The organism is Mesorhizobium sp. LMG17149 (assembly GCF_024518695.1).
Classification (GTDB): Bacteria; Pseudomonadota; Alphaproteobacteria; order Rhizobiales; family Rhizobiaceae; genus Mesorhizobium.
In genome coordinates this window covers 43,285-55,540 of sequence record NZ_JANIFL010000018.1, presented here as the reverse complement: position 1 = coordinate 55,540, position 12,256 = coordinate 43,285, and the positions used below count along the sequence as shown (strand labels likewise).

The window sequence follows — 12,256 nt, the reverse complement described above, 5'->3', positions numbered from 1 at the left end:
GGAAGCGCGTCTGGCACAGGAACCAAGGGGCCCCCGATCGAGAGCGAGCGAGCCGAATGTGCGGAGAAACAGCGAGGCTGAGGCAGGCGAGACTTGGACAGCACTAGCGAAGTCGCCGATCCCTCAGCAGGAGATTCATCCGCGCAAGCCACTGCAGACCCTAAGAAAGAAGAGCCGCAAGGTGATCGACGTATTCTAGTCGCTGGGACCGCGCACCACTATCAGTCCTAGGTGCGCAAGCCTAAACCAGCTCATTGGTTGCGGCGCAAAGGCCGCGGCGGCCTGTCATCAGGCCCCGCCGATGCGTACGGCCGGTTCACACGCTGGAGCTCCTGCACGACAGGAACGGGTAAGCTCAAAGGCGGCTCAGCTTCTTCTGGAGGTGATGCTCAAGCTCAGCAGCCTTTCACCAGTCTCGTCCCTGACATAGATCGCTAATTGCTGCCTATCGAGGTCCTAGAGAAGTTCTCGCGCCAAATCTCTGAGCCCGTCCATGCCCTCTCGGCATGCTCCCTCGATCCCATCACATTCGATGCCCTCATGGTCTTCTATGAGCTCGTCGCTGACACCGCTGTCAAAGAAATACCTCGCCATGAACACCTCTATTGGCGCGACGCGTTAGCGGCCCTTTGGTGCAGATACGTGCCATCAAAATCCCCGGCGCGAACGAGCCCTGGCCAGTCGGCTGCATGAAAACGGGAACCAACGGTGGAGATCAGACCGTCGCGTCTAAGGTCCTGGAGAACTCGGTTCACGTGCACGGTGGAAAGGCCAAGCGCATCACCAAGCGCAGCCTGCGTTATCGGAAGGCGGGCCACATGATCTTCAATGCGGCCGACCGCCCGGAGGCGGACAATGAGTTCGCACAAAATGTGAGCCATACGAGTATAGGCGTCGCGTCTTCCAACGTTGGTGACCCACTCTCGATAGATCGCCGCATCAATTACTGTCGAGCGCCAAAAAACCCTCATGATGGAGGGGTGCTGGTCGCAAATAGCGCGAAGGGCGTCATGCCGCATGAAGCCTACGCGAGAGGGCATTAGAGGTGTAAAACTGCAGTCCATGACCGACAGGTGCAGTCCATGGAGGTCAGGAATATCGCCGGGAACGAAAAACGAGGTGATCTGGCGTTTGCCATCGCCTGTCATTTTGGTCGAGCCTATCAGGCCGTCTAGAACAACAAAGGAAAGCGTCGGCTGGTCGCCGTCGCGCAGAATGTCCGCATTGGCCTGATATTCCTTCTCCTGAATTGCGACGCTTTCCAAAATCGCAGTGTCTGATTGTCTGAGGCCAGAGATCGTCTGGAGCTTACGGATCAAAATGTTCGAGGTAGGAACCTGCGCCATGAAGAACCTGTTGGGGTTGGCTCCCAACTTACAGCGGGCGCTAATGTTCCGCTGCGCTGCCGAGCGGATGACGGCCGTGGCCAGAAAGCGCGGCCATTCTTGCGACCGAAGCCTTTTTTGCGACAATCGAGATGTCACTATCATAGTTGATTGTGGCTGCTGGTGACCTTGCGTAAGGGGCAGCTATCGTAACTGTCCAACAAGGAAACGGTATGTTGTATCCGGGTAGGTTTTTGGAGCCGAGCGATATTGAGATGCTGGCCCGAGTTTGTCACACGGTCTGCAAAGAGCGCGGCGTACCTCTCGCTTCGGAGAGCGGAGGGCACATAGCTGCGCACGTACTCAGGTTGTTTATGAACGGCTTGACTGGGCAGAGTGAACTGCTCGACGCTGAAAGGAACTGGGTCAAGCAGCGTTCGGTCCAGCAGATCGATGGCAACTACGCAGGCATGAGAAAGGCCGCATGATCAGTTTGGTTGTTGCAGCCGAACACCTCTCCACTTGCGAAATGCCGCGTGAACGGGAACCATCCTTACTTTTGAAAGTTTGTAGAGCCGTTTCAGTGGACGACTAACCGAAATGCTCCTTGCCGTGGAAAGTGCGATCTCGACGGCCGTTTTGGCTGGCAGGAGCGCCAATGCGGAAGTTTTCGGTGTGGTCGACCTCACCACTAAAGCTGAGGCCGAAATCGGTCCCATCACCGTGGGAATGGCCATTCAGTTCGTGGCCAACGCCTCCGTGCTTGGATACGACGTTCGCCGAGCCATGGTCTTCTATGGCGAGCCGGGCACGGCGAGCTTAAGGACAAGAGAGTGCGAACGCTTGTGGGCGCAGTTTGGCGGGGCGCTTCTGCGGCCGTAACCCTACCATCTTCCGCACGATGCATCTCGAATGGGAGCATCTCCCATCGGGGTATATGTTTGGCAGATCACCGACAGGACAGTCGATCCGGTCAAGCGCAGGCGCAGGCCTCGGCGCTCGCTCGTCGGTTTGATGCTTAAGATCACCGTCTAGCTGTCCTGCGGGATGCAATTGCCCGCGCCCAAAATCCACGACTTTCCGCACTGTGCTGGCATGACCATGAGAGTTGAGGTTCTCGCTGGCAAGGCCCAGATCCAAAGGGGAGCGCCCGCGTTGCAACCCGCTTTGTACGTTTCCGGCTCTTGATTTTGTAAGGAAGTGGGCCTGAGAATGAGTGGTTGCGTTCTGTCTCTCTGGGAGGATGGGATGGATATTCAAACACCTGTTTGGCCTGCACAGCGCACGGCCAAGGAACTGGTTCGCGAGCTCCTGAAGGACTTTCAACCGGGCGACGTTATCTCCGTGAAAGTGATCATTACAACCATGCGCGAGCTTGGCCCCGGTCTGATGGAAGCCGACTGCCAGTTGGTCGCGATGGTCGTCGATTGTGCCACAAAATGGGGACTGTTCGTTGCTTTCGACGTGGGCGAACCCTGATGCCGCTTCGTTGGTTCAACCCGCCTGTCTACGTCAAGACCGACCGACCGGGGGTCCGGCTTGGGGTCAGCCGTATCGATACTGCCGCCGAAGAACTACTGAAATGGTCCAACCGTGGTCCCAAATGGCGACTGGCGGCGGAGGCCTGCCTGACGGCGATGGATGGCAAGATGCCGACAAACGACTTCCGTCTACTCTTCGAGGGTGCGGCTGAGGAGGAGGACATGCTGCTGCCCGATTAGCAATGTCTGTGCGTCGAGGAATCCCTCTACAACGTTCCGGAGTTCATGGGCCGGACCTAAGTCCCGCCGCCAAAACGCAATGGTCTGGGCGTGGCTTCCGACAGGAACTGTCGCGGACGATAGCAGTTGGTGCGCAGGCGCAGCCACGTCCCTTCCTGCGTCGTTTAGGGTTCGCTCGTCGGTTCGCATTGGCGGGCGAACCCTAACCTCAAATTTGGGATGGGCGGTAGTGTGTTAGCGTTGACGCGTTCTGCGTGGGATGGACGAATGACTATCCAATCTTTGGCCACGGTCACGGGGCTTATCCCGACCGCGGTTTGCCAAATGGATCGAAACTCCCCAAAAGGGACTATCAATGCCCATACCTAATGAGTTGGAGGATGCGGAGCTTGTCTTCGACTGTCCCAAATGCTCCCATCCTATTGTAAGGCGAGGGTCATGGTTCAAGGTGATATCCATGTTTCGCTGCGAGACGTGCGATGCTAAGATTCGTCTCGGCTACCCAGACAAGCTAGTGTTGTTCGAACGGCATCGCCATTTGATAAAAATCCCGCCAGCGGATGCATCGGCTGTTTGAATGAGACCGTAGCTCGGCGGACCTACTCTGGGATTCCGGCGTCGAAGTGAGCGATGGCTTCGACGAAGATGCGGTAAAGGCTATCCACATCCTCATCCAGCTCTATCCTCTTGATGCCGACTGCTTTGGCGTCGGCCAAGAGCTTATGGGTGAGTTCTCCGATTGAGACCGCATCGGGAGGCGCTGTCTCCGGGATGTCGCTAGCAATCCATTTGTGCAGAAAGTTCATGCCGCGTGTGCTCATCTAAAGATCCACCAGCCGCCAAGAGCACAGAACGCAAACACAACGACTGCGGCCGAGATCAAGATTCCCTTCCGGTTCTCACACTTTGGTGCAGGGCCGGGTACCAGCTTCTCGGCATGATCGTTCATTTCAAGACAAGCTACGCCGGGAGATTAGGTTCCGCTAATTTGACGCCGTCGGCGAACGGCAGGGCGCCGGAGAGGTAAGCTGGACGCAGCTAGTCGGCTTTGTGCCTATCGCTTAACCTTTGTTATTGCGGTGGTGCTGCCCTGCGGTATTTACGCTGCGCCGCTACGTCCTATGATCGGTCACCGAGAGCTTCCGAAAATTGAGCACGTGAAGGAATGGACCTATTTTGGGTGATGCCGATGCTCGTCATTGTCCACCTTTCGAGTGTCGCGAACGCCGCAGATCAACAGGATGGATTTGGCCGTGAAAGGAAGCCGACCGAGTATTTCGTTGTTCGATTTTGACATACTCTCCCGGGCTCTTACGTCAGCCGTCAGGGATAACCCGGCTTCCGATTGGAAGGTCCAGGCCCGCGAGCTGGTGCGTCTATACACCGGCAAAAAGTCAGCCGACGAAGATTTGATCGCAGCATTGCTTCATGCCAGTCGCGCCCAGTTGGACTTGGAGGAATCCAAGGCCGGTCGGCCCGGCAAGATTGACTGAATACCTCCACCTGCTCGACGTGCTCTCACCGGGTTCTAGATAGCGTTTCTGATGCAAACTAGATGCAGTGCGGCGGGTTTGACCTCGGGCATCTGAGTCACGCGATAAGGCCGTTCTCAGTTGAAAACACACTCACCACCAGTGGGTGCTGCATGGAACAGTTCCGGCAAATCCAAGTTCGGCTCCGAACGGAGACGGACATGGCGGTGACACAAAGTTCCAACGACAATCGAATGCCAGAACAGAAGCCGTTTGGCCGCGCGGGGGAGATGTCGCGCGAGCAGGCGGAAGAAGTAGTCAGATCGCGACGCAGGTACAAAATGGCGAGACGGGCACGGGAGTCGAAGCGAAGCTCGGCCATGACTCGCATCGTTGCGGTCAGAAGCCAAGAATAGGCCGTTGCCGCTCCCGCTGGTCAGGTTAACGGGAGACGGGTGACACGCGAAAGGCCGGGGCGTCAGAATGTCGGTTTAGTACAAACCCGAGCTTGGTACGTTTCCAACTCTGACATTCCTTCCAGGTCTTTTGTAATCACGGTGGCGGGGGCTCGCCGTGCATCGATTCGCATTCTCCTATGATTGTCGCGCCAAGAGGCGTAGCGTCACAAGATCGTCTGCACGTTTTTACGGGCGCGGACGGCAAGGAGATTGGAAAGCTCTTGCCCCAAGCGGGATTGAGCTATGACCAATCCAGAGAACGATTCCTATAAAAACCAATTGTTGCGTCGGCTTAACCCCGATGACCTGGAGCTTCTGCAGCCACACCTTGAGCCGTGTGCCCTCAATTTAAAAATGAACCTGGAGAAAGCCGCTTTGGAGATCGAGACGGTTTACTTCCTGGAGGACGGCATCGCTTCTGTGGTCGCGACGGCTTCAAGTAAGGAAGCCGAGGTAGGGCTTGTTGGCGTTGAGGGAATGACCGGTGCCGCGCTCGTGATGGGCGCTGACTATGCCCCGCATGAATGTTACGTCCAGTCGCCCGGCAACGCTTTCCGGATTGGGGCTGAGCCATTCAAAGCGGCTCTTATGAAGAGCCCGACGTTGCGCCTCTTCCTCTTGCGCTATGTCCACTACTTCCACATCCAAACCAGCTATACGGCCCTCATCAACGCAAAATCAAACCTTGAAGAGCGTTTGGCGCGATGGCTTCTGATGTGTGATGATCGGGTGCAAGGTAACCGTCTTGCGATCACCCATGAGTTTCTCGCCGTCATGCTCGGCGCAAGACGCCCAGGAGTTACCGTTGGGCTTCAGGTGCTGGAAGGACGTGGGCTCATCTATTCCCGACGTGGCGAAGTGCATATCCGGGACCGCAGCGGCCTTCTGGCATCTGCAAATGGCACCTACGGGCCGCCTGAGGCAGACTACGTTCGGCTGCTTGGAGATACGTCCGCTCGTCTCCAGGCCTGACGTTGGCCCGTTTGGAAGAATCAACGGGTTGCCATTAGAGGTCACGGGAATCTGACGTCCATCCACCACATTCAGGAGGTCCGTCGTCCGCATATGTGAAGATCTTCGGCCGGTGCGCTGCGGCGGAAGAGGGACCAGTAACAAGCGTACAAAGATGCCTGAAGGGACTTTTTACCGAAACAATTCGACCTCGAAAAGATTTCGTGAGGGATGAAACAGGGGCTTCAACATGCCGCGCTATTTTTTCGACTTTCATAACGATGGTGAAGAATCGACGGACGACGAAGGATCGGAGTGGGAAAGCCAACAAGACGCCATAGATGAAGCGGTTAGAGCCCTTGTCGAAATCACAAGGGAATTGCTGCCCGGCACCCTGCAAAAGGAACTCGCTCTCCGAGTTTTCGATGAGGCCCGTCGTCCGGTCGCCACGGCTACGATCAGATTCGAAGTGACGACCTGAATGGAGGAAGCGGGACTGACGACGGGCCGAGCGGCGACCTATCTGGTGGCCAAACTTGCTACAGAATGGGCGACGAGCACGACCCCTCAAGTGCGCACGGATGCGGGCGCTAGGCCAAGTAGGTTTCTTCGGTGAAGAGGACCGTCTTATATTCCGTAGCTCAGCGCAAGCCATAGCGCGGGGACAAAGATCAGGCAGACCGCCATCCCAACTACCAATGCGATGGCCTTGCGCTCGGTCCGCCTGACGAGGTCAGCGATGTTTTCATCATCGTCTGCCAGATAGATGCCGTCGACAGGCGAAAGAAATGCAGGAGCGGCATCATCGTTATCATTTGCAGGGCGGTTTGCGCCGTCACCGACATCGGATCTCTGGATCAAGTTCAACGCTTCTTGCTCCCACTATTCATGACCGAAGCTGGAACTACGGTCGGCGGCCCGGCGGTAACGCATCCGGTCCATACAGGTTGCACCGTAAGACCTCAGTCGGAGCGCTCCGCAGACCTTAGCCCCACGGCGGAACGCAACGCGGCGGGCAACGTTGATGATCCGTAACCGATTGAAATAGGAGAGGAAATCATGGCCGATGGCCCAACTGTTGTCAATTCGGGAGGTGGCGGCGGCACTGCGGTCGCCGTTGTTCTCGGACTGATCGCAATCGTTGTCTTGCTGATTTTCACCGGCGTTATCAACATTCAAGGTGGAAGCGGCAAGGATATCAACGTCAAGGTCGAGGCGCCAAAAGTGGAAGCGCCAGCCGCGCCCTCCAAGCCCTCAGCTCCTGCCCCTGCTGGCTAACGCCACTTGGCACCGCTGACTTATCTCCAAATCCCGAGAAGGACTTTCCAAATGAAAAAATTTGTCGTCAGCGCAACAGGCGCTCTCATGCTCATGGCCGGTATCGGCACTTCGTTTGCCGGTGACGTGCTGATCCTCAAGCCTGAGCAGCAGACGGTCGTTCGCGAATATATCCACAAGCAAAAGCTCGCATCGGTCAGCCTCCTAGGTGTGGAACTCAACGTCGGCACCGCGCTTCCGGATACCGTCGAGCTTCACACGATTGACGTCCCCGACGTGAGATACAAGTACACCGTTGTCGGCGATCATGCAGTGCTCGTAGATCCCGATACGCGCAAGGTCGTGCAGATCATCGAATGATACTATCCACCACGTGGAAGCCGCCCGCCGCTGAAGAGCGGCGGGCGTACTTTGTGAGACAGACACTTGTGCCGGTTGGGCAGACAACTCGAGTCCCGTCCCGGTCCAGACTGAAGCCCTATACGGAAACATTTGGCCTCGCTCGAAATGGCATTGATAGAGGCGAGCGGCACGGGCGACACCCGCCTCAACTACTTCGCTGATGCGGCGTTCTAGCCGCGCTCCATCGCCACCTTGTGCGCAGCATATTCTGGGAACTCGGCCTCGGCCCACGCACTCAGCGGCTTCACCAGAATGAGCGCATCATCGGCATAGCCGTTGCGGCTGTAGAATTTGTGTGTGCGCTCCTTGCCGAGAACCATTGAGATGCGGGTGATGTCGCAGCCGACACGCGCTGCTTCCTCCTCGATCCACGCCATCAGCTTGGCACCGATGCCAGCACTGCGCATCTGGGCATCGACAACTACATGGTCGGCCTCCGCCCACTTTCCTGCCCATAGCTGTACCCCTATCCAGAAGCCCGACATGCCGACCATCCTTTCACCGATGAAGGCGGCAACGCAGCGATAGTTGCCTTGGGCGATCATTGCGGCCAGCCGCTCACGAAACAAGCCCTCCGGCATGGACCCGGTTTGCTCATAGAGCGGGTAGATGGCGGCTATCTCTTCCAGGCCCACCAGTTCGCGAATGAGGATGTCCATTCAAAGCCCTCCCCTTGCACCCGGCGTCACGCCACCGTCATCTTACGTAAGGGAAGACCGTAATGTGAACAAGCCTGGAACCGATCAAGCCGGTGGTTGCCGCCCCTCGCTAGGGTTTTCATGCCGCCCGCGGCACCCACGAGGTGAACGTCGCCCGGTCATCGACACGCTGGTCCCATCGGCATCGCTTATGACATCCATCCTGGCCTCCGACTGTTTGACCAGAGCCTCGACGATAGCTGTTCCAAGGCCGGTAGTCGGTGTGTCGTTGGCGGTCTTGCCGACGCCATTGTCCGAAACGGTCAGTTTCCAGTCGCTGCCCGCGGTCTCGTAGCTCACTTGGATGCGAGCGCCAGCCTTCTGATTGGGGAAGGCATTTGATGGCGTTGAGGACGGGTTCGGTCACGATCAGTCCCAGGCTGACGGCACGCTACGAGTCCATTCTGCCGCCTTCGGCCGTGACGGTGACCGTAATCGGCTGAGCTTCGCCGACCAGCGACGAGGCAAGGCTGCTGCACAACTTCGGTAGCTAAGAGCCGACATCGATTTCGTCGACGCCGGCGGAGGTGTGGAGATGGCGTTGCACCTCGGCCACGGATAGAACGCGCTGATGGGCGTCCTTGAGATGCTGGCGCGTCTCTTCCGACGTGACCGAGCGTGCCCTCAGCAACAGGATCGAAGGCAATGATCTGCAGGCTGTTGGCAACCCGATGCTCCATCTCGCGCAGCATCGTGCTGCTGTTCACCCATGCGGCCCGAAACCTACAAAGCCCACCTATGTTTCATCGGATATGTCACCGACGGCGCCGAGGGCTGTAGGTCTACGTCGGCTTGAACTGCCCGCCACAAGACGGTCCTGATTGCCATCAGGTGCGTGATCTTTTGCACGCCCCCTTGGGAACATGGGTCTGAAATCGAAGTTGTGGATGGGCTTGGTAAGGAAATCTCCTTGAAACAGCCATGCACGGCCCGTCACTGGGGTGTCGAGACCCAGTGGCGGGCCACCCGCGATCAAATCTGTTCGTAGGGGTGGAACCTGTTTCTGAAATCGAAGTTGGAAATGTGCTTGGTTGAGATTCCCCTCCTCAAATCCAAGCTCTGGTGCAAGTGCAAGGCCCGCCGCTGTAATCGTGTCCTCAGCGGCGGGCTTACTCGTAAGAAGACCGACCGTCTCAGTGATGGCCTTGCCAGAGCTTCGCCCTCATGGATCGGCTCAGGGCCGAAGCGACAGCCATTCCGCGATAGCAGCCATATCACAGGGTCGGCCATATATTAGCTTGTTCTTGCGGCGGCCCACCCCGCCAGCCCGGCCGGCTCCAAACAAACCCGCCACAGGCGCCGGCCACCCCTCCCACGCCTCCGGAGATGTGCATTGCGGGCGATGCGCATCATTTATCGGCCCGTCACGCCTTTGACTCGCGGATAGCCCGCAAGGTCGCGTGGCGTAGCTTGTCCTCGCGCTTAAGGGTCTTCACTCGTCCGACAAGGCCAGGTTTGATCCATTCGGCGTCCGGCTTGTCGGCTCCCTTCGGTGGCGTGCCTTTCCCCTCCTCGACCTTGGCCCATAGGCGTTCGCGCATGGCTTTGGTCAGGGCGATGTTTGCTGATCCTACGTAGCGGCGTTCCGCATCGCGCGTTGCCATCAAAGCGAGGGGAGCCGATCCCGGTTTTAGCTGCACGCCGGCAACCTCAAAGTCGATTTCCTCGTAGCATTTGGTTTTCAGCCACGCTTCGGTATCGCCTGACCGATAGACGCTGTCAGGTCGCTTCGACACCATTCCCTCCAGGCCCATGCGATCAACCGCGGCGTAGAAGTCGGCCCCGCCGCCATGGACATGGTGACTGTACTGGATCACGCCCTTGGCAGGCTCGACGAGTTCGAACAGCTTTTCCCGACGTTCCAGCAAAGGCGCGGGGCGCAGGTTGACCCCGTCCAGATACAGCAGATCGAAGGCGACGAAGATGATCCGATCCGGCGCCCATCGCATAGCCGACCGCAGCGAATGGAAATCCGACACGCCCTTCTTGTTGAGGACAATTGCCTCGCCGTCGATGATCGCCGACTTGGGGGAAAGGGTTGCCGCCGCCTCGACAATCGTCTTGTACGTCGATGACGAGCAGCCCAGCACCGATGGTGGCGGCCTGGTCCGGCAAGGACCTGGTAGCATATTCTATACCTGCCCGACATGCGGGCAAAAGGTGGACATGCGCGATCTGCGCCAGGTCATCTTCTGGCACGAAAGGCCGGGGCACCAGCCGCTGGAACCGACAGCGGCAAACGATCCTGGGCGGGCCGCATCCGGATCCCAACAATCAGTGGATGTGTCCGACCAGGCGCGCGTACTCAGCTTCGGGCCTGCCATAAGATCCGTTCGCCATCTTGATCAGACCTGCCCGATCCCGGATGATGATCTCACCGCGATTGGAACGGATCAGCCCTCGTCCCTCCAATGTCTGCAGCGCGACCGTGACGCCCGGCCTTCTGACTCCGAGCATCACTGAGAGGAACTCATGCGTTATGGCCAATGGTTCGCCGTCGACGCGGTCGCCGCACATCACCAGCCACCTCGCCAGGCGCTCCTCCAGTTTCAAACGGGCATTGATCAGCCCGGTGAAGCTAGCCTGGATGTGGAAGTAGTGGGCATAGCGCAGCAGGAAGGTTCGCAACGATGGGCTTTCTGATAGCATCGACCTAACCGGAATGACATCGATGCAAAAAACCTCGGCATCCAATTGAATGTAGCAATCATGCGCCGATCGATCGTCGCCCATAACGAGCGCAGAGCCAGTCATACCTTCGAAGCCGATCATTCCGACTTCCGTGTCAACGTCTGTTCGAAGTTTCGCCACCACCGAACCAATCCCGCTTTCAAAGAAGTAGACGGCCTTGATCGGAACGTTCGCCGTTTCGAGCTGTGTCCTGAGCCCCAGAAATTGGCGGTGCAGGTGAGGCTCCAATAGGGCAATGTCGGTTGGGCACATACGCCGCAACAGTTCATTTCGATAGGTACCAGGCCGGATTTCGATCCGCTGGGTGCTGTCGCGGTCATTTGGCGTGACGAGTGGGGCATTGGGCTCTGTCATAGCTTCGTCTCCCTTGTGGGGCGGAAGCATGATCTTCGCTCACAGCCGGCGACGCCCTGAAAAGTTGTCGCCGATGACCGAACGTACTCCTCCAGGCTCTGAGAGTCCCAGAATTTCTCTGGAAATGTACGATTACAACCTTCCGGCGCGCTTCGTTGACGTACTCCGGATGGAAGTGTTCGGAAATGGATGATCACAATTCCCCCAACAGATCGCTTGGAAAGGCTCCGCCGTGAGGGCACGGGATTGACACGCGAGGCTCGCCTTCTCCGCAGCCAATGCGAGGTCTCCCGCACGCAGATGGCCCACTCGTGCGCCGAACTTAGGGAAATGGTCGAGAAAGCCAAAGCACGTATCGGCATCATATTGGAACGCTCTGGAAGACACGAATAGAGCCGGCCGCCCCTTATCCCTTCGCCTTTGACGGCTGGATAATCACAGCTGAAAGCGATTGTTGATAAGAAAATCGGCGGTTAGCCAAAAGCCGACAGCCATAAAAAACAGGATCGCAAAGGCGATAAACAAAACTCGCATGTGGCGGAATATACCACGCCGGAAATGAAAACCCCGCCGGCGGAAGCCAGCGGGCGGAGGTGGGGCTTCAGCGATTCCAACGCCGATAATCTATCGTGCGGCAGACTTCGACGACGGCATATAAATTGGTTAGCCAGGCCCAGGCAGCGGTCTCGTGCATTAATGGCGTTCCTTCAAAAACCGAGCCTCGCCGAACAGCGAATTCCAATCGGTTCCTACGAGCTTGACCAGATCGTGCGCATCCGACTCCGAATATGCCGACTTCTTTTGATAAACGTCGTGCATGCATTGCTGATTGCCTTTGGCCTCACGCCCGTCACCATCCTTTTTCATTGGGTCCTCCTTTGAACCAACCCAGGGCATGGCGTTTAG

The 12,256-nt window shown here is 57.6% G+C and carries 17 protein-coding genes; 7 read left to right on the top strand and 10 right to left on the bottom strand.

Annotated features, from left to right (window positions below):
* Window positions 1-456 precede the first annotated feature (456 nt).
* Together NP945_RS32080 and NP945_RS30930 are read right to left on the bottom strand one after the other, a co-directional pair.
* Window positions 457-594, bottom strand: coding sequence for a hypothetical protein (locus tag NP945_RS32080; protein WP_372338001.1), 138 nt, complete (start codon window positions 592-594; stop codon window positions 457-459).
* 8 nt (window positions 595-602) lie between these two features.
* Complete coding sequence (locus tag NP945_RS30930) at window positions 603-1,346, bottom strand: Crp/Fnr family transcriptional regulator (protein WP_256748437.1); 744 nt, start codon at window positions 1,344-1,346, stop codon at window positions 603-605.
* A gap of 579 nt (window positions 1,347-1,925) precedes the next feature.
* Here NP945_RS30930 and NP945_RS30925 point away from each other — a divergent pair.
* From NP945_RS30925 to NP945_RS30915, 3 genes are all read left to right on the top strand, one after another.
* Complete coding sequence (locus NP945_RS30925; protein ID WP_256748436.1) at window positions 1,926-2,207, top strand: hypothetical protein; 282 nt, start codon at window positions 1,926-1,928, stop codon at window positions 2,205-2,207.
* A 366-nt stretch (window positions 2,208-2,573) separates the two neighbouring features.
* Window positions 2,574-2,804, top strand: coding sequence for a hypothetical protein (locus tag NP945_RS30920; protein ID WP_256748435.1), 231 nt, complete (start codon window positions 2,574-2,576; stop codon window positions 2,802-2,804).
* A complete protein-coding gene (locus NP945_RS30915) occupies window positions 2,804-3,046 on the top strand; it encodes a DUF982 domain-containing protein (protein ID WP_256748434.1) in 243 nt (80 codons plus the stop codon). Before NP945_RS30920 ends, NP945_RS30915 begins: the two co-directional genes overlap by 1 nt.
* Before the next feature lie 599 nt (window positions 3,047-3,645).
* On the opposite strand, the gene NP945_RS30910 is transcribed toward NP945_RS30915, so the two are convergent.
* Window positions 3,646-3,867, bottom strand: a complete 222-nt coding sequence (locus tag NP945_RS30910) for a hypothetical protein (protein ID WP_256748433.1) — start codon at window positions 3,865-3,867, stop codon at window positions 3,646-3,648.
* A 1,352-nt stretch (window positions 3,868-5,219) separates the two neighbouring features.
* Here NP945_RS30910 and NP945_RS30905 point away from each other — a divergent pair.
* Together NP945_RS30905 and NP945_RS30900 are read left to right on the top strand one after the other, a co-directional pair.
* Window positions 5,220-5,948 (top strand): Crp/Fnr family transcriptional regulator, encoded by a 729-nt coding sequence (locus NP945_RS30905; protein WP_256748432.1) that lies wholly within the window; start codon window positions 5,220-5,222, stop codon window positions 5,946-5,948.
* 229 nt (window positions 5,949-6,177) lie between these two features.
* Window positions 6,178-6,408, top strand: coding sequence for a hypothetical protein (locus tag NP945_RS30900; protein ID WP_256748431.1), 231 nt, complete (start codon window positions 6,178-6,180; stop codon window positions 6,406-6,408).
* A 146-nt stretch (window positions 6,409-6,554) separates the two neighbouring features.
* Here the strand turns inward: NP945_RS30900 and NP945_RS30895 are convergent, their stop codons facing one another.
* Window positions 6,555-6,794 (bottom strand): hypothetical protein, encoded by a 240-nt coding sequence (locus tag NP945_RS30895; RefSeq protein ID WP_256748430.1) that lies wholly within the window; start codon window positions 6,792-6,794, stop codon window positions 6,555-6,557.
* Window positions 6,795-6,986: 192 nt separating this feature from the next.
* On the opposite strand from NP945_RS30895, the gene NP945_RS30890 reads away from it, so the two are divergent.
* Window positions 6,987-7,205, top strand: coding sequence for a hypothetical protein (locus NP945_RS30890; protein ID WP_127808031.1), 219 nt, complete (start codon window positions 6,987-6,989; stop codon window positions 7,203-7,205).
* Window positions 7,206-7,256: 51 nt separating this feature from the next.
* Entirely contained in the window at window positions 7,257-7,565 is a 309-nt protein-coding gene (locus NP945_RS30885; protein ID WP_256748429.1) for a DUF1236 domain-containing protein, read from the top strand.
* A 212-nt stretch (window positions 7,566-7,777) separates the two neighbouring features.
* Here the strand turns inward: NP945_RS30885 and NP945_RS30880 are convergent, their stop codons facing one another.
* From NP945_RS30880 to NP945_RS30860, 6 genes are all read right to left on the bottom strand, one after another.
* Window positions 7,778-8,266: a GNAT family N-acetyltransferase gene (locus NP945_RS30880; protein ID WP_256748428.1), complete on the bottom strand. Its 489-nt coding sequence runs from the start codon at window positions 8,264-8,266 to the stop codon at window positions 7,778-7,780.
* An 84-nt stretch (window positions 8,267-8,350) separates the two neighbouring features.
* The gene (locus NP945_RS32075; RefSeq protein WP_372338000.1) at window positions 8,351-8,605 is read right to left on the bottom strand and encodes a hypothetical protein; all 255 of its coding nucleotides are present in this window, start codon (window positions 8,603-8,605) and stop codon (window positions 8,351-8,353) included.
* 190 nt (window positions 8,606-8,795) lie between these two features.
* A complete protein-coding gene (locus NP945_RS30875; protein WP_256748427.1) occupies window positions 8,796-8,972 on the bottom strand; it encodes a histidine kinase dimerization/phosphoacceptor domain -containing protein in 177 nt (58 codons plus the stop codon).
* 697 nt (window positions 8,973-9,669) lie between these two features.
* Window positions 9,670-10,434, bottom strand: a complete 765-nt coding sequence (locus NP945_RS30870; RefSeq protein WP_256748426.1) for an ATP-dependent DNA ligase — start codon at window positions 10,432-10,434, stop codon at window positions 9,670-9,672.
* A 145-nt stretch (window positions 10,435-10,579) separates the two neighbouring features.
* Complete coding sequence (locus tag NP945_RS30865) at window positions 10,580-11,248, bottom strand: Crp/Fnr family transcriptional regulator (RefSeq protein ID WP_256748473.1); 669 nt, start codon at window positions 11,246-11,248, stop codon at window positions 10,580-10,582.
* Between the two features lie 795 nt (window positions 11,249-12,043).
* Complete coding sequence (locus NP945_RS30860; protein ID WP_256748425.1) at window positions 12,044-12,217, bottom strand: hypothetical protein; 174 nt, start codon at window positions 12,215-12,217, stop codon at window positions 12,044-12,046.
* Window positions 12,218-12,256 lie beyond the last annotated feature (39 nt).